Raw genomic sequence first — 21733 nt, forward strand, 5'->3', positions numbered from 1 at the left:
GGCCTCGGAGGGAGTGGCCGCCGGGGCAGTGGCCGCTCAGTGGCCGCTGGCGGTACCTTGCGCCCGCCCGGCACGACGGCTCCTGCGGGCCTGGCGTGCAGGCTTCCGTTTGGGGGAGGCGGCAGGCGCCCTGTACGGGGGGCCTGCATCCCGCCCGGAGGGCAGGGTCCTGAGCGGGACGGGGCCCCAACTCCGCCGGGCGGGCGGGCTCCCGCGCAGGCCGGTGTTTGCATCCTGCTCGGCGGTCAGTCTCGCCGTGCGTGCGGGGCCCCAACTCCGCCAGGCGGGCAGGCTCCCGAGCGGGCCGGGCCCCACCCCACCCGGCGGGCTCCCGCACGGGCAGGACGTCAACCGTTCCTGTGGACTGAGCAGGAGTGAGTCCGCTCAGCCGCACGCCCCGAACGGTCTTGGGCGCACTGGTCCCCGGCGTACTCGACCCCGGGGCAGCGACACGGATCCTGTCCGTGGTCCGATCCCGGGAGGCCGGTTCCCTGCGTGACCTGGCCAGATGGGTACAGCCAGAGGCGACGGGGAGGCCCCGAACCATCACTCCGGTGGAGCGGGGGCCCCGCACGCTGGCGCCGTACCCGGCGTCCCAGATCACACGATCACCGTAGCCCGAACGGACCAGGACGCCGCAAGCCCGGAAGTCGACCATCACACGATCGAGTTAAACCGTCCTCGTCCACAGTCCCCGGCCAACAGCTGGCAACCCCAGCCGACGGGCGGGCCCCGCAGGGCCCAACCTCACCCAGCGGACAGGCTCGCCGTGCGGGCGGCACGCCAGTCCCACCCGGTGGAGAGGCTCCCGCGGGGGCTGAGACCCCGACCCCGGCGGTCGGGACGCCAGTCCCCCCGGCGGACAAGCTCCCGCGAGGCTGGGGCCCCCGGCCACCCCACCCGCACGACCCCGCACGACAAAGGTGCCGGTCAGCCCCCTCGGGGCAGCCGGCACCTTCGTGTATCCCGCCCTGCTAAATCCCCTGCCAGTCCGGCTTGTTGACGTACGTGTGCCGGAAGTAGTCCGCCAGCTTCAGCTTGGACGCGGCGGCCTCGTCGACCACGACCGTGGCGTGCGGGTGGAGCTGCAGCGCCGAGGCGGGGCACACCGCGGCGACTGGTCCCTCCACGGTCGCGGCGACCGCGTCGGCCTTGCCCTCGCCCGTCGCCAGCAGCACCAGGTGCCGCGCCTCCAGGATCGTCCCGATGCCCTGTGTGATGACGTGGTGCGGCACCTGTGCGATGTCACCGTCGAAGAACCGCGCGTTGTCGACGCGGGTCTGCTCGGTCAGCGTCTTGATCCGGGTCCGCGAGGCCAGCGAGGAGCACGGCTCGTTGAACCCGATGTGCCCGTCGGTGCCGATCCCCAGCAGCTGAAGGTCCACCCCGCCGGCCGCGGCCAGCGCCCCGTCGTACGCCTCGCACGCTCCCTGCACGTCCTCCGCCGTGCCGTCCGGCCCCATGAACGCGTCCATCCCGATCCCGAGCGGCTCCAGCACCTCACGCCTGAGCACCGAGCGGTACGACTCCGGGTGCTCGGCGGCCAGCCCCACGTACTCGTCGAGCTGCGCGATCCGCGCCCGAGAGGCGTCCACGGCACCGGAGCGCACCTTCGCCGCCAGCGCCTCGTAGATGGGCAGCGGCGTCGAGCCGGTGGCCACGCCGAGCAGGGCGTCGGGCCTGCGCCGCAGCAACTGTGCCATGGCCTCGGCGATGAGCTCGCCGCCCGACTTGGCGTCCGGAACGATGACAACTTCCACGCTGGGCCTGCCGATCTGAAGAGGGGCACTCGACTCTGAAGAGGGGCACTCACCTATGACCCGATAGGGCCTATGTGGTTTAGACCAATCTAACAGAGGCGGCTCCTACGGCCCAGGTGGCAGAACAAGGGTGACGCAGGCGCGCTGTGCCGGCGCAGTCCTACGTCAGCGAACCTCCCGTCACGTCCACCCAACTCCCCGTGACCCACCGGCCGCCATCCGACGCCAGGAACGCCACCACGTCCGCGACGTCGGCGGTCTCGCCCACCCGGCCCAGCGCCGACAGCGCCGCCGCGTCCGCCCACGCGTCCTCGCTCTTGTGCAGCAGCTCGTAGGTGTTGTCGGTGGCGATGATCCCCGGTGCCACCGAGTTCACGGTGATGTTCCGGGGGCCGAGCACCTTCGACAGGTCCCGGGAGAGCACGTCCAGCGCGCTCTTCGTCATGGCGTACGCCATGTTGTTCGGCATCGCCGCTGTCCGGGCGAGCCCCGACGAGATGTTGATGACCCGGCCGCCGTCCCGCAGGCGGGGTATGCCGTGCTTGACCAGGAAGAACGGTGCCTTCACGTTCACCGCGAAGACCGTGTCGTACTCCTCCTCGTCGAGCTCCTCGATCGGCCTGGAGCTTCCGATGGCGGCGTTGTTCACCAGGATGTCAAGGCCGTCCGCGTGCCGGTCGAACTCCTCCCACAGGGCCTCGGCGTCTCCCGGCAGCCCCAGTTCGACCCCGATCGCGAAGGCCGAGCCGCCGGCGGCCTCGATCGCCGCCACCGTCTCCTTGGCCGCCGCCTCGTTCCTGCCGTAGTGCACCGCGACCCGGGCGCCGTCACGACCCAGCCGCTCGGCGATTCCTCGGCCGATGCCCCTGTTCGCCCCGGTGACCAGAGCCGTCCTGCCCGCAAGCACGCCCATGTCGGCGCCCCCTTCGTATTTCCCTAGCGGTCGCTACAGAAAAGACCGTACAACACGACCCCGACATTTCTCTAGCAGCCGCTATACAATTCACTCCATGGTGAGCAGCGAGGAGACGAAAGCGCAGGCCAGGACCGCACCCAAGCCCCGAGGTCGCCCCCGCTCCTTCGACCGCGAGACCGCGCTGGAGAAGGCGCTCCTCGCCTTCTGGGAGCACGGCTACGAGACCACGTCGGTCTCGGACCTCACCCGCGTGATGGACATCGGTGCCCCCAGCCTCTACGCGGCCTTCGGCGACAAGCGCTCGCTGTTCGAGGAGGTCGTGCGGGAGTACGGCACGAAGTACGGCTCCTTCGGTGACCGCGCCCTCGCCGAGGAGCCCACGGCCCGTGCCGCCGTCGAGCGCATGCTGCGGGAGGCCGCCGTCGAGTACACCGACCCCGCCCACCCTTCCGGCTGTCTCGTGATCCACGCGGCCGCCAACTGCTCGACCCCCGAGGTCGAGCAGTCCCTGCGGGATCGTCGCAACGCCAACATCGCCGCGTTCGAGAGTCGTATCAAGGCCGACATCGCCGCGGGTGAACTCCCGCCCCACACCGACGCCGCCGCCCTCGCCCGGCACACCGGCGCGGTCATCCAGGGCATGTCCCAACAGGCGCGCGACGGCGCGAGCCGGGGGGAGTTGGAGGCGCTCGCGGAAATTGCCATGACCATCTGGCCCCGCACATGAACCCACACGGGTTAGGCTGCGTGGTGGATGCCAGGGCGTCCAACTACCGGGGACACCGCAGTGACGCCCGCAGGAAAGTCCCAACAACAAACAGGCTTCAACGCATGGACACACGAAGTGGTCTAGTCCACAATGCGTAGGGACAAGTAAAAACCAGCATGCTTCCGCCTTCCCCGCACAGGAAGGCGGACCGAGGAACCGGAGCTCTCTGCCCTGACTGCCCCGGGTCCTCATCCTTCGGCCGACTGGGACCGCACACCCCACGGTCGATGTTGCTCCGGGCTGCGGTGCCGGGAGGGTTGAGGGTCCCTCTCAGGCGCCGCGGCCCGCGGGTGTTTTCGGGCCCGCCCATATGCCCGGGTACGCTCGCACACGTGCCCTCCATGAACGAACTCGTACACCAGCACACAGCCCTCGACGACTCCGACCTCGAGTGGCTCCACCTGCTGGTCTCGGAGTGGCAGCTGCTCTCCGACCTCTCCTTCGCCGACCTCGTACTGTGGGTCCCCACCCGCGACGGCACCCGCTATGTGTCCGTAGCGCAGATGCGGCCCAACACCGGCCCCACCTCCTACCAGGACGACATGGTCGGCCACCTCGTCCCCCGCGGCCGCCGCCCCCTGCTGGACGCCGCCCACGACGAGGGCCGGATCGTACGCGAGGGCGACCCGGAGTGGCGCGAAGAGGTCCCGGTCCGCGTCGAGTCGATTCCCGTACGACGGGAAGGGCGCGTGCTCGGTGTCATCGCGCGCAACACCAACCTCCTCACCGTGCGCACTCCGAGCCGCCTGGAGCTGACGTACCTCCAGAGCGCCTCGGACCTCGCGCAGATGATCGCGGCCGGCTCCTTCCCGTTCGCGAACCAGCAGGTCGACATGGACGCCTCGCCCCGCGTCGGCGACGGCCTGATCCGCCTGGACGCGGACGGCGTCGTCCAGTACGCCTCGCCGAACGCGCTGTCCGCCTACCACCGGATGGGCCTCGCCTCCGACCTCGTCGGCCACCACCTCGGCAAGACCACCGCCGAACTCGCGCCCACCCACGGGCCGGTGGACGAGGCGCTCGCCAAGGTCGCCAGCGGGTGGGCGCCGCGCGAGTTCGAGATCGAGGCCCGCGACGGTGTGATCCAGTTCCGGGCGATCCCGCTCAAGCCCAAGGGCACCCGGATCGGTTCACTGGTGCTGCTCCGCGACGTCACGGAACTGCGCCGCCGCGAGCGCGAGTTGATCACCAAGGACGCGACGATCAGGGAGATCCACCACCGCGTCAAGAACAACCTCCAGACGGTGGCGGCGCTGCTGAGACTCCAGGCCCGGCGCATCGACTCCGAGAGCGGCCGCGAGGCGCTCGAAGAGGCGGTACGGCGGGTCGGGTCCATCGCGATCGTGCACGAGACGCTGTCCCAGAATCTGGACGAGCGCGTGGAGTTCGACGAGATCGCCGACCGAGTCCTCGCCATGGTCGCCGAGATCTCGCCGGGCAAGGTCGCCGGCCGGCGCACCGGCCGCTTCGGCATCCTGGACGCGGAGGTCGCCACACCCCTGTCCATGGTCCTGACCGAGATCCTTCAGAATGCCCTGGAACACGGCTTTCGCGAGGGCGACACCGGCACCGTCGAGGTCTCCGCGGTCCGCGGCGGCACCACCAAGGAGTCCCGCCTCCTCGTCACCGTCCAGGACGACGGTGTCGGCCTCCCCGAGGGCTTCGACCCGCACACCGCCGGCAACCTCGGCCTGCAGATCGTACGAACCCTGGTGGAGGGCGAGTTGGGCGGCACGTTCGACATGGTCCCGGCTCCGGAGCGGGGAACCCAGGTGATCCTGGACATTCCGGTGCGGGCCCACAAGTAGCGCCGCGCGAGAGGCCGGACCGGAGTCGGCGCACAGCAAAGAGCCCCGGACCGTTCAAGGTCCGGGGCCCAACATGCTCGTTGCCAGCATTTGCTGCGCATCGGGGGTACTGCGCGCTGCGGCTCGGGGGCGGGAGATGCGTACTCGCTGTACGCGCCGCCAAGCTCAGGCTGTTTGCGGGGCGGGTGTGTCAGGCAGAAGCCTGACGGGCCCGGTTGCGGGCGGCGCGGCGCTTCATGGCGCGGCGCTCGTCCTCGCTGAGACCACCCCAGACGCCGGAGTCCTGGCCGGACTCGAGCGCCCACTGCAGGCACTGGTCCATAACGGGACAGCGACGGCAGACGGCCTTGGCTTCCTCGATCTGCAGCAGCGCAGGACCGGTGTTGCCGATGGGGAAGAAGAGCTCGGGGTCTTCCTCGCGGCAAACGGCGTTGTGACGCCAGTCCATGGCTGCTACCTCTCCTTGGTATTACATTCAGGTTGCTTGTGAATGTGAACGCTTTCACGAATCCCTCAACAAGTGAAGGGCCGACTGCCAGGTTCCCTGGTGTGGTCCTGTGATTTGGAGAGGGGTTCCGGTGATCTGCTGAGACCGATGCTGCGGGCCGTCCCGATCGCCACGTAGAGACTCGCAAACCTCAGCGGCGGATACAACCCCTTCTGGAAAGTTTTTTTTGATTCCTCGGTGTCGACTAGGTCACAGCCGTACTTCCATGGGGTGGACCCTGGTCTAAACGTTCGAGTGAAAGGACTTTGGCCCCTTCTGCTCACACAATCACACGCAGTGCACGGCGTACGCCTGTGAACGTCACGCTCGTACGCAGTCCGAGGTGGTCGCCGTCCATCTGGAGGGGTAGCGGCACCTTCGAATGCAAGGTGAACTGGTCCAGGTCGTGCAGGGATACCGCGTGCTTGCCGTGCGGTCCACGCTCGGGGGACGAAGTGAGCAACTGGGTGCCATACCGGGCAACCGCGGTCGTCGTCATACGGCTGAGACCGAGTACGTCGAGGCCTTTATCGAACGAGGCCTTAGGTGACGCGTACATCGGGTGGTTGCCCAGGAAGGTCCACGGAGAGGTGTTCGAGACTATGGAGAGGACCAGATCGGTCACCGGCTCCGTGTCCGGCCGCTCCAGCGTGATCGTCCCGTGCCGCCGGTGCGCCTCGCCGAAGAACTGGCGCATCGCCTGGCGGACGTAGAGCGCATGGGTGGACCTTCTGCCGCGCTCGCGCTGCTGCTCGACGCGCCCCACCACACCGGCGTCGAAGCCGAGTCCGGCGTTGAAGGTGAACCAGCGGGGCGGCACGGCCTCGTCGTCCGTGCCGGGGGTGCCCGAGGTCAGGCCCAGGCCGACCGTACGTTCGCTGCCCTCGCGCAGGGCGTCGAGCAGGGCGCCGGTGGCTTCCACGGCGTCGTTGGGCAGCCCCAGGGCGCGGGCGAAGACGTTGGTCGAGCCGCCGGGGACCACCGCGAGGCCGGGCAGGCGCTCCGGGTCGGGGCCGGCGTGCAGGAGGCCGTTGACCACCTCGTTGACCGTGCCGTCGCCGCCGAGGGCCACGATCAGGTCGACGTCCGCGCTCTCCGCCGCCTGGCGGCCCAGGTCGCGCGCATGGCCGCGGTACTCGGTGGTGACCGCCTCGAGCTTCATCTCGCTCGCGAGCGCGTGGATCAGGACGTCGCGCGTACGTGCGCTTGTGGTGGTTGCCGCCGGATTGACCACGAGAAGTGCACGCATGAGTTGCAGCGTACCTACTGGGTGGTACCGGGCACAGGGCGAGGTAGGGATCAAGTAAGACTTCCGGGCGTGAACCTCGCCACGAGGGCGTACGGACCGAGAGCTACTCTGCTGGGGTGAGCGCTGAAAACCCCACCCCCGAAGCCGCGGATTCCGCCCGAGCGGAGCCCCGTCCCGGCCGGCTGACCGCCGCGGCGGCGCTGACCGCGCTGGAAGGGCTCACCCTGGCCGTCGGCGGTGCCTGGATGCTGGTGGAGGGCTTCGCGGGGGACCCGGACGACCGGCAGTCGGCCGTCACCGGCGGCATCACCCTGATCGTGCTCGCGCTGCTGCCGCTGCTCGCCGCGCGCGGACTGCTCGCCCGGCGCAGCTGGAGCCGGGGGCCGGCCGTCATCACCCAGATCATGGCCTTGCCGGTGGCCTACAACCTGCTTCAGGCCGACAGCGTGGCGATCCCGGCGGGCATCGCCCTCGCCGTCGTGGCCCTCACCTCGCTGGTGCTGCTCATCAATGCGGAGACGACCCGGGCCCTCGGGATCCGGGGGCCCGGCAACGTGCAGAAGTAACCGCCACAGGCGCTGCTCACGAAGCGTTGCCCCCGAAGCATTGCTCCCGGAGCGTTACTCCTGAGCGTTACCCCTGAGGCGTTACTCCTCCACCAGCAGCTTCTCCCGCAGCTGTGCCAGTGTCCGGGCCAGCAGCCGGGACACGTGCATCTGCGAGATGCCGACCTCCTGCGCGATCTGCGACTGGGTCATGTTGCCGAAGAACCGCAGCAGCAGGATCCGCTTCTCGCGCGGGGGCAGGTCCTCGAGGAGCGGCTTGAGCGACTCCCGGTACTCGACGCCCTCCAGTGCCTCGTCCTCCGCGCCCAGGGTGTCCGCGACCGCCGGGGACTCGTCGTCGGTGTCGGGGACGTCCAGGGACAGCGTGGAGTACGCGTTGGCGGACTCCAGGCCCTCCAGGACCTCCTCCTCCGAGATGGCCAGCTTCTCGGCCAGCTCGTGCACCGTCGGGGAGCGGCCGTGCTGCTGGGACAGCTCGGCCGTAGCCGTGGTCAGTGCGAGGCGCAGCTCCTGGAGCCTGCGCGGCACCCGCACCGCCCAGCCCTTGTCGCGGAAGTGCCGCTTGATCTCGCCGACGACCGTCGGGGTCGCGTACGTCGAGAACTCCACCCCGCGGTCCGGGTCGAAGCGGTCGACCGACTTGATCAGGCCGATGGTGGCGACCTGGGTGAGGTCGTCCAGCGGCTCTCCCCGGTTCCGGAAACGGCGCGCGAGGTGCTCGACGAGCGGCAGGTGCATGCGGACCAGCCTGTTGCGCAGCTCCGCGTACTCCGGGCTGCCGTCCTTCAGGGTGCGCAGCTCCAGGAACAAGGCACGCGCCCCGCTGCGGTCCTGAGGGTCGTGCCGCGTGGCCTGCACGCGCTGCGGGGCCTTCGCCTCGTTGTCGGAGTTTCGCTCGTGCTCGCTCATCGTCCCGCCCGTAGCCCTTCCCCGAGCCCTCGCCTGCGCTCGGACAGGGGACACCCCGATCCGTCCGTCCAGAGGCGTGCTCTGTGCGGCACCTTCCCGATCACCCTGCCCGTCGTCCACGAGGCCGGTCTCCGAGGAGTCGTCCTCCGGGTGCGGACGGGCCTGCTCGGGGATGCCGTCGATGCCGTCCGCCATGCGTCGGGACGTGCTCGGGCCGCCCGTGTCCTCGGCGACCGGCAGCTCCCGTGTGCCGCGCTCTTCGTCCCGCACCGGCCCGTCCCCGTCCCTCACGCCGGCCCGGGTCCCGCGCCGCGCTGTTTGTAGAGGCTGATCGAAACGGTCTTGTCCTCGTCGACCGCCGATGAGACCTTGCCCGCGAGGGCCGACAGCACGGTCCAGGCGAAGGTGTCCCGCGCGGGGGCGTGACCGTCCGTGGTCGGCGCCGAGACGGTGACCTCCAGTGAGTCGTCGACAAGGCGGAAGACGCAACTGAGTACGGAGCCGGGCACGGCCTGCTGCAGCAGGATCGCGCAGGCCTCGTCCACCGCGATGCGAAGATCCTCGATCTCGTCGAGGGTGAAGTCCAAACGGGCCGCGAGACCGGCCGTGGCCGTACGCAGCACCGACAGGTAGGCACCCGCAGCCGGCAGCCGGACTTCGACGAAGTCCTGGGTCGCGGGCTCGCCTGCGATCTGGGACACCCTCACCTCCAAGGTGGTACAAGCTTCTCGGGGCCGAGGGTCGCCCCCCGGGGTAACGCGATACGTGGTTCTGCGGTGACGCTACCGCGCTCTCAACATTCCTGTCCCCAGGACCCCAACCCCGCGCTGTCACTCATAGTAAACATGCGAACACGCTCCGTGGCTAGGGGGTTCGCGGACCCAATTGGGAAGAGCGCGCGCCGGGTTGACGTACCCAGGCGTCAGACGGTCGAACCGTCCGGATCGGGGGTCATACGAGGACGTGGTCGACGAAGCACCACCGCCATGCCTCACCGGGCTCGAAGGTCCGCATGATCGGGTGTCCGGAGTCCTTGTAGTGCTCCGTCGCATGCCGATGCGGAGAGGAGTCGCAGCAGCCGACGTGGCCGCAGGTCAGGCACAGCCGAAGCTGTACCGGGTGCGTGCCGGTCGCCAGACACTCCAGGCAGGTCTCGCTCAGCGGCCCGGGTTCCGGGTGCGGCAGCGCGTCGGCGTGCGTGCACTGTTTCATGATTGCCAGGTTACGACGGCTGTGCGGGCGACCGCGCGGAATACCGAGGGCGGGCGAAGGACGATGAACGAGGGTGGGCGAGGATCATGGACGTGATGCCCCTGCTGTTGCTGGTGGCGGGCAGCGCGGTGATCGCCGCGGCCGCCCGCCGGACCCCCGTGCCGGCTCCGCTGCTGCTGGTCGCCGCCGGGCTCGTGATCTCGTACGTGCCGGGGGTCCCGGACTACACCCTCGATCCGCACATCGTGCTGCCGCTCATCCTGCCCCCGCTGCTGTACACGGCGGCCACCGACAGCTCGTACCTGGATCTGCGCGCACAACTGCGGCCCGTGGCTCTGCTGTCCGTCGGGTACGTCCTCTTCGCGACCTTCGCCGTGGGCTGGGCCGCCTACCTGATCGTGCCGGACCTGCCGCTGACCGCGGCGCTGGTGCTGGGCGCGGTGGTGGCGCCGCCGGACGCGGTCGCGGCCACGGCCGTCGCGCGCCGGGTCGGGCTGCCCTCCCGGGTCACCACGATCCTCCAGGGCGAGTCGCTGGTGAACGACGCCACCGCGATCACCGCCTACCGGGTGGCCCTGGCGGCGGCGGTCGGCGAGGGCGCCACCTGGGCCGGCGGGATCGGCGAGTTCCTGCTCGCGGCGGTCGGCGGCGTCGGCTTCGGGCTGGTGCTGATGGTGCCGATCCACTGGCTGCGCACCCACCTCAAGGAGGCGCTGCTGCAGAACACGCTGTCCCTGCTGATCCCGTTCGTGGCGTACGCCGCCGCCGAACAGGTGCACGCCTCCGGTGTCCTCGCGGTCGTCACGGTCGCGCTCTATCTCGGACACCGCGCGTGGGAGGTCGACTTCGCGACCCGCCTCCAGGAGGACGCGGTGTGGAGGATGGTCGCGTTCGTCCTGGAGTCGGCGGTGTTCGCCCTGATCGGGCTGCAACTGCCCGTGATCCTCAGGGGCCTCGGGGAGTACGAGGGCGGCCGCGCCGCCTGGTACGCGGTCGCCGTCTTCCTCGTCGTCGTGGCGACCCGGTTCGTGTGGGTGTACCCGGCGACCTTCCTGCCCCGCCACCTGTCGGCCCGTATCCGGAAACGCGAGGAGAACCCCACCTGGAAGGCGCCGTTCGTCATCTCCTGGGCCGGCATGAGAGGCGTGGTCTCCCTGGCCATCGCCTTCTCCATCCCGATGACGATGCACGGCGGCGAGCCCTTCCCCGAGCGCAACCTCATCCTCTTCCTGACCTTCACCACGGTCATCGGAACACTGGTCCTCCAGGGCCTCACCCTGCCCCCGCTGATCCGCCTCCTGAAACTCCCCGGCCGGGACGCCCAGGCCGAGACCCTCGCCGAGGCGAACGCCCAGGCGCAGGCCTCCCGGGCCGCCGAGCGCCGCCTGGACGAACTCCTCTCCGACGAGCGCAACGCCCTCCCACCGCCGCTCGCAGACCGCCTCCGCAGCGTCCTGGAACGCCGCCGCAACGCCGTCTGGGAACGCCTTGGCCAGGTCAACCCCCTCACCGGCGAAACCGTCGACGACACCTACCGCCGTCTGGCCCGGCAGATGATCAGCGCCGAGCGCGCGGTCTTCGTCAAGCTCCGCGACGGCCGCTACATCGACGACGAGATGCTGCGGACGCTGCTGCGCCGGCTGGACCTGGAGGAGGCGGCCGCCTATCGGGAGGCGGCGTGAGCATCCGGCCAAGAGCTCAAGACCCAAGCGCCCAAGACCCAAGCGCGGCTTCAGCCGGAAGTCCCGCCCGTCACCGGCCGAACGGCGCCCCGGTCACCACCGCGATCACCGCATCCCCCTTCCCGAACCTCCCCTCCTCCACCATCACGACAAGCCCATACAGCAACTTGGCGACATAGAGACGCTCGACCGCCACCCCGTGCCGCTCCTCGAAGTCCTTGGCGAAGGCGTCGAATTCGGCGGTGGTACGGCCGTAGCCCCCGAAATGGAAGCGGTCGTCGAGTGCCCAGTCGCCGCGCCGCTCGCCGAAGGCCTGCTCCTGGAGCCGCTCGATGTCGGCCGCCAGGAAGGCGCCTTTCAGCACCGGTATGCCCAACGCCCGTTGCCCGGGCCCCAGTCCTGCCGCCAGCCCGGCCAGTGTGCCGCCCGTACCGCAGGCGAGCGCGACGACATCGGCCTGCCCCCGCAGCTCCTCGCCGAGCTCCCGGCAGCCTCGCACGGCAAGCGCATTGCTGCCGCCCTCCGGGACGACGTACGCCCCTTCGGCGCCGGCCGCCCGCAGCAGCCCCGCCTGGGTCTCCGTCTCACTCTTGCGTCGGTATGTCGTCCTGTCGACGAAGTGCAGCCGCATGCCATCGGCGACGCACCGGGCGAGGGAGGGATTGAGAGGGCGGTCGGCCAGTTCCTGGCCCCGCACGATACCGATCGTGGGGATGCCCAGGAGGCGCCCGGCCGCGGCCGTGGCGCGCAGGTGGTTGGAGTACGCGCCGCCGAAGGTGACGACCGTACGGCTGGCTGCGGCGATGAGATTGGGGGCGAGTTTGCGCCACTTGTTGCCGACGAGTTCGGGGTGGATCAGGTCGTCGCGCTTGAGCAGCAGGCGGACGCCCCGGCGAGTGAAGCGGTCGTCGGTGACCTCCTGCAACGGCGAGGGGAGCCGTGGGCGGAGGGCGGCGAGGTCGGAGGCGTCGGGGCTGGTCACAGCTCCATTGTCGTCACCCGTTGCCGCCATCTGTCCGGTGCGCCCGGCGGCAGGTCACTTCAGGCGTTCCCGGATCCGCTTGCGCATCGACGCCATCGTGAAGCCCCGGGGATCCACCTTCCCCGGCTGCCACTCCAGATGGCCGACGACCGATCGTTCCGTCCAGCCGTGGTGGCGGCAGATCGCGGCGGCCGCTCTCTCGATCGCGTCCAGCTGGGCCTCGGGCCAGGGGTCCTTGCCGTCGCCGAGGTTCTCGCACTCGAAGCCGTAGAAGTGGCGGTTGCCGTCGGTGTTGGCCTCGTTGTCGTGGGGGAGTGCCTTCTCGGCGATCACCGCGCGCAGGACGTCGTCGTCACCGAGACCGGCGTGGTTGGCGCGGCCGTAGCCGACGAGGTGCACACGGCCGTCCTTGGTGATGACGCCGTGGCACAGCGGGCCCGGGAGGCCCTCGTAGCCGTTCCGGCAGAGCTTCACGGTGCGTTCGCTGCCCTTGGTCACGGTGTGGTGGATCATCACGCCGTGGACGGGGCCCCACGGACCCTTGTGGTTGCGGTTGTGGTGCTCCCAGTCGCCGACCTCGACGACGCTGAGCCCCTCCGCCCGCAATCGGGCCAGGAAACCACCCGCGGACATGGGTGAGGCCATGGCCGCCTCCTTCACACTGCACGCCGACCGCCGTGCGCGGCCGCCTCGTACCGCTTGCTTGTACCGGAAGCGGAGGATCCGGACTACTCGTTCGCGCGGCGTGCGAGCCGATCCGGACAACCTCTGTCCGCTCCCCGGACTGTGGAAGCGGAAGGCGGTGTTGGACGGGATCCCCCTATGTGCCCAGTCGGACAATGATCCATTCCCGCTCGTTCGTGTAATAGCACCGGAACGGTCCGTGATGGAAGGCTTGTGCACGGAGATCGACGCGTGGCGCAGATCAGCGCCGGGCAAACCGGGAGGGCAATTCCTTATGTCGGTAGGCGAAGAGGTCCGCACCGAGCAGGACAAGCCGCAGCAGAGCCTCGGCACGGCGGCCGCGCGGAACCTGGCCACCACCACCAAGTCCGTACCGCAGATGCAGGAGATCAGCTCCCGCTGGCTGCTGCGCACGCTGCCCTGGGTGAATGTGCAGGGCGGCACGTACCGGGTGAACCGGCGACTCACCTATGCCGTGGGGGACGGCCGGGTGACGTTCGTGAAGACCGGTGACCGCGTCGAGGTGATCCCCGCCGAGTTGCGCGAGCTTCCCGCACTGCGGTCCTACGAAGACGAGGAGGTGCTCACCGAGCTCGCCCGGCGCTGCGAGCAACGGGAGTTCGACGCGGGGGCCGTGATCGCGGAGTTCGGCAGCCAGACCGACGAGATCTTCCTGCTGGCGCACGGCAGGGTGGAGAAGGTCGGCACCGGCCCGTACGGCGACGACGCGGTCCTCGGAGTCCTCGCCGACGGGGCGTACTTCGGCGACCAGGGGCTCCTCGACCCGGACACCATCTGGGAGTACACGGCCCGCGCCGTCACCGCCTGCACGGTGCTCGTCCTGCCTCGCACGCATGTCGAGCAGGTCGCGGAGCGCTCGGAGTCCCTGGGCGGGCACCTCCAGGAGCAGCGCGCGATCCCCTCGCAGCGCACCAACAAGTTCGGCGAGAAGGAGATCGACCTCGCGGCCGGCCATGACGGCGAGCCGGACATCCCGCACACCTTCGTGGACTACGAGGCCAGGCCCCGCGAGTACGAACTGAGCATCGCCCAGACGGTACTGCGCATCCACTCCCGCGTGGCCGACCTCTACAACCAGCCGATGAACCAGACCGAGCAGCAGATCCGGCTGACGGTCGAGGCGTTGAAGGAACGCCAGGAGCACGAGCTCGTCAACAACCGCGAGTTCGGGCTGCTGCACAACTGCGAGTACGACCAGCGGCTCCAGCCGCACGACGGCGTGCCCAGCCCCGACGACCTGGACGAGCTGCTCAGCAGGCGGCGCGGCACCAAGCTGCTGCTCGCCCACCCGCGCGCGATCTCCGCCATCGGGCGTGAGCTCAACAAGCGCGGCCTCGTCCCGGAGACCATCGAGGTGGCCGGCAACCGGATTCCCACCTGGCGCGGCGTGCCGATCTACCCGTGCAACAAGATCCCGGTCACCGAGGCCCGTACGACCTCGATCATCGCCATGCGTACCGGCGAGGCCGAGCAGGGCGTCATCGGTCTTCAGCAGGCCGGCATCCCGGACGAGATCGAGCCGAGCCTGTCGGTGCGCTTCATGGGGATCAATGAGCAGGCGATCATCAAGTACCTGGTGACGGCCTACTACTCGGCCGCGGTCCTCGTGCCGGACGCGCTCGGCGTCCTGGAGAACGTCGAGATCGGCCGCTGGAGGTGACGTTCGCGCACTCGAAAGCCGTGCCCCCGCCCTGCGGGGCGGGTACACCCCGGTCGTACGCGCCCAGCCACAGCGCAGGCGCGCCACGGTCCGCGGACTCTCCGAGGGGGACCCCATGGCCGAGTTCATGACGGAGACGAAGCAGGGCGTCGGTGCACAGCCCACCGGACAGTGCGCAGGACACCCCAGCGGGCACTCCGCGGGCGCGCATCCGCTCGACGGGTACGAGGCGGGGGTGATCCTGGAGCGGGCCCGGACCTCGGTCGACCCCGAGCTGCGTTCCGCCCTCGAGTCGCTGCCCGGCTCCATGCGCCGTATCGCGCTCTACCACTTCGGCTGGGAGCACGCGGACGGCAGCCCGGCGGCAGGCAACGCGGGAAAGGCCATACGCCCCGCGCTCGTTCTCACCGCGGCCGCGGCACTGGGCGGACCGCGGGCGCGGACGGCGGCCGTACGGGCGGCCGCGGCGGTGGAACTGATCCACAACTTCACGCTGCTGCACGACGACGTGATGGACCGGGACACCACCCGGCGGCACCGGGCCACCGCGTGGACCGTGTTCGGTGACACCGACGCGATCCTCGCCGGGGACGCGCTCCAGGCGCTCGCCCTGCGGCTGCTCGCCGAGGATCCCCATCCGGCTTCCGCGCGGGCCGCCGCCCGGCTCGCGGACTGTGTCGTCGAGCTGTGCGCCGGCCAGCACGCGGACACCGCCCTGGAGCTGTGCCGCCCGGGCGATGTGACGCTCGACGAGGCGCTCGCCATGGCCGAGGCCAAGACGGGAGCGCTGCTCGGATGCGCCTGCGCGCTGGGCGCCCTGTACGCGGGGGCACCGGAGGAGGACGTCGAGGCGCTGGACGCGTTCGGCCGTGAGGCCGGGCTCGCCTTCCAGCTCATCGACGACGTGATCGGCATATGGGGCGATCCTGGCAGCACCGGCAAGCCGGTCGGTGCGGACCTCGTCGCCCGCAAGAAGTCGCTGCCGGTCGTCGCCGCGCTCACCTCCGGCACGCCGGCGGCCGGAGAACTGGCCGAGTTGTACGGCGTTCCGTACGAGGAGGGGGACCTGGAGCGGACGGTTCTCGCCGTGGAGCGGGCGGGCGGTCGCGACTGGGCGCAGGTCCAGGCCGCCGACCGCATGGCCCGCGCCATGCAGGAGTTGGCCCGCGCGGTGTCCGACCCGGAGGCGGCGGGCGGGTTGCTGGCGCTGGCGGAGTTCGTGACGCGGCGCAGCAGCTGAAGTTACCCCGGAGCCGCCGGGGCCGTGCGGTCCTGACCCCGCGCGGCTGTCGGCGGCTCCGGTCGGGCGGGTCCCGCACATCCCCACGGTGTGCGGGCCCTCGCCCGTTCCTCCCGATAGGCTCAACGCTCGTACGGTCAAGGCCAGTTGACGCGAAGGGGCGGAACATGGGCGTGGTGATCCGGACGGCGAGCGCGGACGACCGTGAGCTGGTCGTCCGGCTGCTGGACGCGGCCTTCCAGGACGATCCGGTCAGCCGTTGGGTGTTCCCCGGCGATGAGCACCGCCGTACGACGCACCCCAGGCTGATGGCCGCGTTCACCGACATCGTGCTCGCCGAGGGCCGTGTGGACGTCACCGAGGACGGCACGGCGTGCGCGCTGTGGCTGTCCGTACCGGCGGCGGACGACCACGGTCAGGGCGACGGCCAGGACACCGGCGAGGACGACGGCCCCGCCCAGGTGCGCGCCGCCGTCGACCCCGACAACGAGCGCGTCGAAGTCATCGGCCGGCTCACCGCCGATATCCACCCCTCGGGCCGCGCCCACGCCTACCTGTGGGTGATCGGCGTCGCCCCCGAGCACCAGGGCGAGGGCCTGGGCACCGCGCTCATCGCCTCGGTGCTCGACCGCTGCGACCGCGAGGGCCTGCCCGCCTATCTGGAGGCCAGCAACGCCCGCAGCCGCAAGCTCTACGAGCGCCTCGGCTTCGAGCTCGTCGGCGCCCCCCTCGACCTGCCGGACGGCCCGCAGATGTGGCCGATGTGGCGCGAGCCGCGCAGCTGAGCCAGGTCCTCCGGTGTGCCGGCATCAGGTAGTTGAGCCGCGCTTCCGGTGTGCCGGCGCCCGGCCCTGGGCCCCGCTTTCGGTGTGCCTGCACCCGGCAGCTGGGCCCGGCCTCCCGTATGCCGCCCCCGCAGCCCCACCCTTCCCGCTACCGTTCCTGGGCAGTGGGCGGGAGTGAGTCCGCGCACTGGCACGCCCCGAACGGTCTTGGGCGCACTGGTCGTCCGCTTTCGCAACCGGGTGGCGACACGGATCCTGTCCGTGGTCCGGTCCCGGAAGGGCGGAGTCCCTCACGACCTGGCCGTATGAATGCGGCCAGAGGCGACGGGGAGGCCCTGAACCATCTCGCCGGTGGAGCAGGGGCCCCGCATGGCGGCACCGCGCTCGGCGTCCCAGATCGCGTCGCTCACGTTACTCCGGCCTGCACTGGACACCGCAAGCCTAAAAGCCGACGATCACACGATCGAGCTAAATCACCCTCACGCACGCTTCCCGGCGAGCAGTTGCCTACCCCTCCGGCACCACCGTCGCCACGATCCGCTCCACCAGCCCTTCCGGCACGCTCACCCCGGGCAGTACGCCGTCCAGGACGCCCGGCAGGGTCAGGTGTTCCAGGATCAGCCCGAGCATCGCGAGGTAGAGCACGGTGACGGTCTCGTCGCCGCCGGGCAGGCCGGCGTTCCGGTGGAACTCCATGCCGTACTCCAGGTCCCCGCGCACCGACTTGGTGTAGGAGGCGAGCAGTCCGGGGCGGCGGGTGGCTTCCAGGCGCATCTCCAGGAGGGCGAGATAGCCGGTGCGGTCGCGGGTCGCGCGGGTCATGAGGTCGTGCATGAAGGCGGTCACCAGTGAACGGTCCCTCGGTCCCTTCAGCAGGTCGGCCATCACCTCGGGGTCGGGTGCGAGCCGCACGTGTACCCGGGCGTCGATCTGCCGCAGCAGGTCGTCGCGGTCGGTGAAGTAGTTCGAGGCCGTCCCCACCGGCACCCCCGCCTCGGTGTCCACCGCGCGGAACGTCAGCCCGCGCGCCCCCTCGCGCGCGAGCACCTCGACCCCGGCGTCCACGAGCACGGCCCGGCGCTCCGGATTGCTGGCCATGCGGAATCCCCTCTGCCACTTGATTCCGTGCCCGGAATCCACTTGCAACCACTACAACCGAAGTACTACAAGTGAAGTACTACAACTGGAGTTGTTCACCGGACAGCCTACGAAAAGAGATCGGCTTGCGAAAGCTCACCTACTTCATCGCCTGCTCCATCGACGGGTTCATCGGGGACCCGGGCGGCGACGCGACGACCATGTACCGCTTCGTCGACGAGGAGTTCTTCGAGTTCCTCAGCACCGAATATCCGGAGACCGTGCCGACCCAAGGCCGCCGGAGCGTCGGCATCGACGACCGGCCGAACCAGAAGTTCGACACGATCATCCAGGGCCGCGCCAGCTACGACATCGCACTGCAGGAGGGCATCACCAGCCCGTACGCCCACCTGCGCGAGTACGTCGCCTCGCGCACCCTCGAGGAGTCGCCGGACCCGAACGTCGAGATCATCGCCGACGACCTGGTCGGGAAGGTGCGCGCACTCAAGGCGGAGGACGGCGAGTTCGGCATCTACCTCTGCGGCGGCTCGGTGCTCGCCGGCGAACTGCTCGACGAGGTCGACGAGCTGGTCATCAAGACGTACCCGATCGTGCTGGGCACCGGCATGCCGATGTTCGGGTCCGGCTTCGCGGTCACCGACTTCGAGCTGGACTCGGTGCGCACCTTCAAGAACGGGGCGCTGGTGCGGACGTACAGCAGGAAGCGCTGAGGCCCGGCTCGCCCTACTCTGAAGGCATGGACAGCGACGCACCTGCCTGTCCCGCATGCGGACAGCCCGTCGATACAGTCGTCCGGCGTCACAAGACGCTGGGCGCGTGGGTCCCGGTATGGGTGCCCGGCCCGTGCCGCAACCCGAGGTGCGAGGCGTACGTCGCCAAGGCCGCGGAAGTGGCCACGGCCGACGACAAGCACCGCACCGCCGTGACGAACACGCCCGTGACGAACACCTCCACGGACACCGCCGACACGAAGAAGACCTGAGCCGAGTCCAGGAAAAAGCGGGTCGAAGAAAAAGCCGAGCCGAGTTGTCGAGAACCCCCGACCGGCTCCGACGTCCCCTGTGAGAGCCGCCCACCACGGGCGGACCGAGGCGAAGACGCCGAAGACGCGAAGGAGTGAACTCATGAAGTACCTGGTCATGGTGCAGGGCACCCAGGCGGACTACGAGGCGATGCGCGGCAAGGCGTCCCCGGGCTCGCCGGCCTGGAGCGAGCAGGAGATCCAGGCGATGTACGCCTACATGGAAGCGATCAACAACGACCTCTCCGAGACCGGCGAGTTCATCGACGGACAGGGCTTGGCCGAGCCCGCCAAGATCCGCACGGTCACGCTCGGTGACGACGGCAAGGCGGTGATCACCGACGGCCCGTACAGCGAGACCAAGGAGCTGATGGCCGGCTACTGGGTGCTGGAGTGCGAGAGCCTGGAGCGGGTCACGGAGATCGCCGACCGCGTCACCCGCTGCCCCCAGCCCGAGGGCGCCCCCACTTACCCGGTGGTGATCCGGCCCATTCTGGACGGCGCCGGGGACATCTGCTGACGCGACCGTGAGCACCGGCCGTGAGATCGAGGACCTGCTGCGCCGCCACGCGCCGCAGGTCCTCGGTGCGCTGGTCAGGCGGTACGGCCATTTCGACGCCGCCGAGGACGCCGTACAGGAGGCACTCCTCGCGGCGGCCGGGCAGTGGCCCTCGGCAGGGGTGCCGGACAATCCGCGCGGGTGGCTCATCAAGGTGGCCTCACGGCGGCTGACCGACGCGCTGCGGGCGGAGGAGGCGCGGCGGGCGCGGGAGGAGAAGGCGGCGGCACTCGCCCCGCGCGACGCGTTCACGTCACCACCGCCGGGCGTGGACCGGGCGCCCCGCGAGGACGACACCCTCTCGCTCCTCTTCCTGTGCTGTCACCCCGATCTGCCCCCGCCCGCGCAGATCGCGCTCACCCTGCGCGCGGTCGGCGGCCTCACCACGGCGGAGATCGCCCGCGCGTACCTCGTCCCCGAGGCGACCATGGCCCAGCGCATCAGCCGCGCCAAGCAGAAGGTGCGCGGGGTGCGCTTCGGGCGGCCGGACAACTGGGCCGAGCGCCTGCCCGCCGTCCTGCAGACCCTCTACCTGGTCTTCAACGAGGGCCATACGGCGACCTCCGGCCCCGCCCTCCAGCGGCGCGACCTCGCCGGCGAGGCGATCCGTCTGACCCGCACGGTCCACCGCCTCCTCCCCGACGACGGCGAGGTGGCCGGCCTGCTGGCCCTGATGCTGCTCACCGACGCCCGCCGCGACGCCCGCAGCGGCCCGCACGGCGAGCTGATCCCCCTCGACGAGCAGGACCGCGACCGCTGGGACAAGGCCGCGATCGAGGAGGGCGTCGCCCTGGTCACCCGCGCCCTGAGCCACGGCCCCGCCGGCCCCTACCAGGTGCGGGCCGCCATCGCCGCGGTGCACGGCGAGGCGCCGACCGCCGAGGCGACGGACTGGCGGGAGATCCTCGGCCTGTACGACGTCCTCGTGCGCCTGGTCCCAGGGCCCGTCGAGCGGCTGGGCCGTGCGATCGCCGTCGCCATGGTGCGGGGGCCGCGGGCCGGGCTCGCCGAACTGGACGCCCTGGAAGGCGAGTTGCGCACGGGCCACCGTCTGGATGCGGTCCGGGGCCACCTCCTGGAACGCGCCGGCTCGTACGACGAGGCCCGCGCCGCCTACGAATCGGCCGCGGCCAAGACCCTGAGCCTGCCGGAACAGCGTTACCTGCGGGCGCGGGCGGCCCGCCTGAGCCCGTAACTTGATCCCATGACCGGTCCTACGCCTCCCACGCCCCTCCTTCACCTCACCGAGCGCTCCCTCTGGGAGGCGGCCCGCGCGCGAGGCACGTACGAGATGTCGACCCGCGGCCGCACCCTCCAGGAGGAGGGCTTCATCCACTGCTCGACCCGCGCCCAGCTCCCGCGCACGGCGGCAGCCTTCTACGAGGGCGTCGAGGATCTCGTGGTCCTGGTCGTGGACCCCTCCCGCCTCGACGCGCCGGTGAAGTACGAGGCGGCGAAGCCCGGCGGCGAGGAGTTCCCGCACGTGTACGGGTCCATCCCGGTGGCGGCCGTGGTGGACGTGGAGGCGTGGGACTGAGCGCGGATCAGGCGGGAAGCCCGCCCGTCTCCGGGTCACGGCCCGTCAGGCAGTATGTGCCGCCCGCCGGATCGCGCATCACCGTCCAGTGACGGCCGTGGGCCACGAGTTCCGCGCCGAGCCGCTGGTGTTCGACGCGGGTCGCTGCGATGTCCGCGCAGGCCAGATCCAGATGGGCGGAGACGGGCCGTTCCTCGCCGAGACGCTGGAGGAGGATGCGGATCGGCAGCCCGGGCGGCGGCTTGACCACATGGAACTCGGGGAGCGATCCGGGCAGGGACTGCCAGTCGGGCAGCAGCGCGCCCCAGAAGGCGACCTCGGCGTCGTACGCGGACGGCGGGACGTCGACACACACCTGGTCGAGCCGGCTGCCCCGCACCACCGGCGGCCGCACCGACTCCCCCTGCCAGGGCACGGCACAGAACAACTGCCCCGCGGGCGACCGCAGTACGGCCCACCCCTCGTGCTCGGCGGCCATGGACGCCCCGCACCCCACCGCCGACGTCACGAACTCCGGTACGTCCGCCACGGCGAAGTCGAGATGCGCGCCCCCGGCGCCGTCCGCCACCCCCTGGACCTTCACGCAGGCGTCCGTGCCGTCCGGCACGAGCGTCGCGAACTCGCCCTGCTCGCCCCGGGGTTCGGACAGCCGCGTGTCCGTGACGGCCGTCCAGAACTCCTGGGCCCGGCCGAGGCCCTGGGCGGGCCGGTCGATGAAGGCGTACGTCCAGCGGATGCTCATCCGGTGATCGTAGGCGGGGTGACCGGCGGTCTCCCTCACCCGGGCG

23 protein-coding genes are annotated in these 21733 nt (G+C 70.5%); 12 read left to right on the plus strand and 11 right to left on the minus strand.

Annotation, left to right across the window (positions count from 1 at the left end; all coding sequences use genetic code 11):
* Window positions 1-974 precede the first annotated feature (974 nt).
* Window positions 975-1760: a glucosamine-6-phosphate deaminase gene (gene nagB / locus QFZ76_RS33760; protein ID WP_307677233.1), complete on the minus strand. Its 786-nt coding sequence runs from the start codon at window positions 1758-1760 to the stop codon at window positions 975-977.
* Window positions 1761-1920: 160 nt separating this feature from the next.
* Window positions 1921-2673 carry an SDR family oxidoreductase gene (locus tag QFZ76_RS33765; protein ID WP_307677234.1) on the minus strand — a complete coding sequence of 251 codons (753 nt, stop codon included), beginning with the start codon at window positions 2671-2673 and terminating at the stop codon, window positions 1921-1923.
* A gap of 97 nt (window positions 2674-2770) precedes the next feature.
* On the opposite strand from QFZ76_RS33765, the gene QFZ76_RS33770 reads away from it, so the two are divergent.
* Entirely contained in the window at window positions 2771-3403 is a 633-nt protein-coding gene (locus QFZ76_RS33770; RefSeq protein WP_307677235.1) for a TetR/AcrR family transcriptional regulator, read from the plus strand.
* Window positions 3404-3777: 374 nt separating this feature from the next.
* Window positions 3778-5253, plus strand: a complete 1476-nt coding sequence (locus QFZ76_RS33775) for a sensor histidine kinase (RefSeq protein WP_266433940.1) — start codon at window positions 3778-3780, stop codon at window positions 5251-5253.
* A gap of 190 nt (window positions 5254-5443) precedes the next feature.
* Here QFZ76_RS33775 and QFZ76_RS33780 read toward each other — a convergent pair whose 3' ends face one another.
* Together QFZ76_RS33780 and QFZ76_RS33785 are read right to left on the minus strand one after the other, a co-directional pair.
* Window positions 5444-5701: a WhiB family transcriptional regulator gene (locus QFZ76_RS33780; protein ID WP_006142322.1), complete on the minus strand. Its 258-nt coding sequence runs from the start codon at window positions 5699-5701 to the stop codon at window positions 5444-5446.
* Between the two features lie 319 nt (window positions 5702-6020).
* Window positions 6021-6989, minus strand: a complete 969-nt coding sequence (locus tag QFZ76_RS33785) for a diacylglycerol kinase family protein (protein WP_266433938.1) — start codon at window positions 6987-6989, stop codon at window positions 6021-6023.
* A 116-nt stretch (window positions 6990-7105) separates the two neighbouring features.
* Here QFZ76_RS33785 and QFZ76_RS33790 point away from each other — a divergent pair, with 116 nt between their 5' ends.
* Window positions 7106-7555: a hypothetical protein gene (locus QFZ76_RS33790; RefSeq protein WP_307677236.1), complete on the plus strand. Its 450-nt coding sequence runs from the start codon at window positions 7106-7108 to the stop codon at window positions 7553-7555.
* Window positions 7556-7636: 81 nt separating this feature from the next.
* On the opposite strand, the gene QFZ76_RS33795 is transcribed toward QFZ76_RS33790, so the two are convergent.
* The 3 genes from QFZ76_RS33795 to QFZ76_RS33805 all read right to left on the minus strand — a co-directional run bounded on the left by QFZ76_RS33795 (window position 7637) and on the right by QFZ76_RS33805 (window position 9676).
* Window positions 7637-8755 (minus strand): RNA polymerase sigma factor SigF, encoded by a 1119-nt coding sequence (locus tag QFZ76_RS33795; RefSeq protein WP_307677237.1) that lies wholly within the window; start codon window positions 8753-8755, stop codon window positions 7637-7639.
* Window positions 8752-9165, minus strand: coding sequence for an anti-sigma regulatory factor (locus tag QFZ76_RS33800; protein ID WP_019058277.1), 414 nt, complete (start codon window positions 9163-9165; stop codon window positions 8752-8754). The genes QFZ76_RS33795 and QFZ76_RS33800 overlap by 4 nt, the downstream gene beginning before the upstream one ends.
* Before the next feature lie 250 nt (window positions 9166-9415).
* Window positions 9416-9676 (minus strand): UBP-type zinc finger domain-containing protein, encoded by a 261-nt coding sequence (locus QFZ76_RS33805; protein WP_266433934.1) that lies wholly within the window; start codon window positions 9674-9676, stop codon window positions 9416-9418.
* Between the two features lie 86 nt (window positions 9677-9762).
* Here QFZ76_RS33805 and QFZ76_RS33810 point away from each other — a divergent pair, with 86 nt between their 5' ends.
* Window positions 9763-11358 carry a Na+/H+ antiporter gene (locus QFZ76_RS33810; protein ID WP_307677238.1) on the plus strand — a complete coding sequence of 532 codons (1596 nt, stop codon included), beginning with the start codon at window positions 9763-9765 and terminating at the stop codon, window positions 11356-11358.
* Between the two features lie 70 nt (window positions 11359-11428).
* On the opposite strand, the gene QFZ76_RS33815 is transcribed toward QFZ76_RS33810, so the two are convergent.
* A complete protein-coding gene (locus tag QFZ76_RS33815) occupies window positions 11429-12370 on the minus strand; it encodes a 1-aminocyclopropane-1-carboxylate deaminase/D-cysteine desulfhydrase (protein WP_373464384.1) in 942 nt (313 codons plus the stop codon).
* Between the two features lie 24 nt (window positions 12371-12394).
* On the minus strand, window positions 12395-12985 hold the full coding sequence (locus tag QFZ76_RS33820; protein ID WP_266433931.1) for an N-acetylmuramoyl-L-alanine amidase: 591 nt from the start codon (window positions 12983-12985) through the stop codon (window positions 12395-12397).
* A 313-nt stretch (window positions 12986-13298) separates the two neighbouring features.
* Between QFZ76_RS33820 and QFZ76_RS33825 the strand changes: the two genes are divergently transcribed.
* The 3 genes from QFZ76_RS33825 (at window position 13299) to QFZ76_RS33835 (ending at window position 16730) form a co-directional block, all read left to right on the plus strand.
* Complete coding sequence (locus QFZ76_RS33825) at window positions 13299-14705, plus strand: family 2B encapsulin nanocompartment shell protein (protein ID WP_307677240.1); 1407 nt, start codon at window positions 13299-13301, stop codon at window positions 14703-14705.
* Window positions 14706-14832: 127 nt separating this feature from the next.
* Window positions 14833-15945, plus strand: a complete 1113-nt coding sequence (locus QFZ76_RS33830; RefSeq protein WP_307680210.1) for a family 2 encapsulin nanocompartment cargo protein polyprenyl transferase — start codon at window positions 14833-14835, stop codon at window positions 15943-15945.
* 167 nt (window positions 15946-16112) lie between these two features.
* A complete protein-coding gene (locus QFZ76_RS33835) occupies window positions 16113-16730 on the plus strand; it encodes an N-acetyltransferase (RefSeq protein WP_307677241.1) in 618 nt (205 codons plus the stop codon).
* Window positions 16731-17237: 507 nt separating this feature from the next.
* Here the strand turns inward: QFZ76_RS33835 and QFZ76_RS33840 are convergent.
* Window positions 17238-17828 carry a TetR/AcrR family transcriptional regulator gene (locus QFZ76_RS33840; RefSeq protein ID WP_307677242.1) on the minus strand — a complete coding sequence of 197 codons (591 nt, stop codon included), beginning with the start codon at window positions 17826-17828 and terminating at the stop codon, window positions 17238-17240.
* Window positions 17829-17953: 125 nt separating this feature from the next.
* Between QFZ76_RS33840 and QFZ76_RS33845 the strand changes: the two genes are divergently transcribed.
* The 5 genes from QFZ76_RS33845 (at window position 17954) to QFZ76_RS33865 (ending at window position 20945) form a co-directional block, all read left to right on the plus strand.
* A complete protein-coding gene (locus QFZ76_RS33845) occupies window positions 17954-18538 on the plus strand; it encodes a dihydrofolate reductase family protein (protein ID WP_307677243.1) in 585 nt (194 codons plus the stop codon).
* A gap of 26 nt (window positions 18539-18564) precedes the next feature.
* Window positions 18565-18810, plus strand: a complete 246-nt coding sequence (locus QFZ76_RS33850; protein WP_307677244.1) for a hypothetical protein — start codon at window positions 18565-18567, stop codon at window positions 18808-18810.
* 142 nt (window positions 18811-18952) lie between these two features.
* Window positions 18953-19369: a YciI family protein gene (locus QFZ76_RS33855; protein ID WP_307677245.1), complete on the plus strand. Its 417-nt coding sequence runs from the start codon at window positions 18953-18955 to the stop codon at window positions 19367-19369.
* Window positions 19370-19376: 7 nt separating this feature from the next.
* Complete coding sequence (locus tag QFZ76_RS33860; RefSeq protein WP_307677246.1) at window positions 19377-20603, plus strand: RNA polymerase sigma factor; 1227 nt, start codon at window positions 19377-19379, stop codon at window positions 20601-20603.
* A gap of 9 nt (window positions 20604-20612) precedes the next feature.
* Window positions 20613-20945 (plus strand): DUF952 domain-containing protein, encoded by a 333-nt coding sequence (locus tag QFZ76_RS33865; protein WP_307677247.1) that lies wholly within the window; start codon window positions 20613-20615, stop codon window positions 20943-20945.
* Between the two features lie 7 nt (window positions 20946-20952).
* Here the strand turns inward: QFZ76_RS33865 and QFZ76_RS33870 are convergent, their stop codons facing one another.
* On the minus strand, window positions 20953-21687 hold the full coding sequence (locus QFZ76_RS33870) for a VOC family protein (protein ID WP_307677248.1): 735 nt from the start codon (window positions 21685-21687) through the stop codon (window positions 20953-20955).
* Window positions 21688-21733 lie beyond the last annotated feature (46 nt).

Source organism: Streptomyces sp. V4I2 (assembly GCF_030817655.1).
In the GTDB taxonomy this organism is placed as follows: domain Bacteria; phylum Actinomycetota; class Actinomycetes; order Streptomycetales; family Streptomycetaceae; genus Streptomyces; species Streptomyces plumbiresistens.

Bases quoted from the DNA above. Each gene is read 5' to 3' on its own strand.
- QFZ76_RS33840 (WP_307677242.1), bottom strand. From the start codon at position 17,828: ATGGCCAGCAATCCGGAGCGCCGGGCCGTGCTCGTGGACGCCGGGGTC.
- QFZ76_RS33805 (WP_266433934.1), bottom strand. From the start codon at position 9,676: ATGAAACAGTGCACGCACGCCGACGCGCTGCCGCACCCGGAACCCGGG.
- QFZ76_RS33825 (WP_307677240.1), top strand. From the start codon at position 13,299: ATGTCGGTAGGCGAAGAGGTCCGCACCGAGCAGGACAAGCCGCAGCAG.
- QFZ76_RS33770 (WP_307677235.1), top strand. From the start codon at position 2,771: ATGGTGAGCAGCGAGGAGACGAAAGCGCAGGCCAGGACCGCACCCAAG.
- QFZ76_RS33865 (WP_307677247.1), top strand. From the start codon at position 20,613: ATGACCGGTCCTACGCCTCCCACGCCCCTCCTTCACCTCACCGAGCGC.
- QFZ76_RS33855 (WP_307677245.1), top strand. From the start codon at position 18,953: ATGAAGTACCTGGTCATGGTGCAGGGCACCCAGGCGGACTACGAGGCG.
- QFZ76_RS33820 (WP_266433931.1), bottom strand. From the start codon at position 12,985: ATGGCCTCACCCATGTCCGCGGGTGGTTTCCTGGCCCGATTGCGGGCG.
- QFZ76_RS33780 (WP_006142322.1), bottom strand. From the start codon at position 5,701: ATGGACTGGCGTCACAACGCCGTTTGCCGCGAGGAAGACCCCGAGCTC.
- QFZ76_RS33785 (WP_266433938.1), bottom strand. From the start codon at position 6,989: ATGCGTGCACTTCTCGTGGTCAATCCGGCGGCAACCACCACAAGCGCA.
- QFZ76_RS33765 (WP_307677234.1), bottom strand. From the start codon at position 2,673: ATGGGCGTGCTTGCGGGCAGGACGGCTCTGGTCACCGGGGCGAACAGG.
- QFZ76_RS33810 (WP_307677238.1), top strand. From the start codon at position 9,763: ATGGACGTGATGCCCCTGCTGTTGCTGGTGGCGGGCAGCGCGGTGATC.
- QFZ76_RS33870 (WP_307677248.1), bottom strand. From the start codon at position 21,687: ATGAGCATCCGCTGGACGTACGCCTTCATCGACCGGCCCGCCCAGGGC.
- QFZ76_RS33830 (WP_307680210.1), top strand. From the start codon at position 14,833: ATGACGGAGACGAAGCAGGGCGTCGGTGCACAGCCCACCGGACAGTGC.
- QFZ76_RS33850 (WP_307677244.1), top strand. From the start codon at position 18,565: ATGGACAGCGACGCACCTGCCTGTCCCGCATGCGGACAGCCCGTCGAT.
- QFZ76_RS33815 (WP_373464384.1), bottom strand. From the start codon at position 12,370: ATGGCGGCAACGGGTGACGACAATGGAGCTGTGACCAGCCCCGACGCC.
- QFZ76_RS33835 (WP_307677241.1), top strand. From the start codon at position 16,113: ATGGGCGTGGTGATCCGGACGGCGAGCGCGGACGACCGTGAGCTGGTC.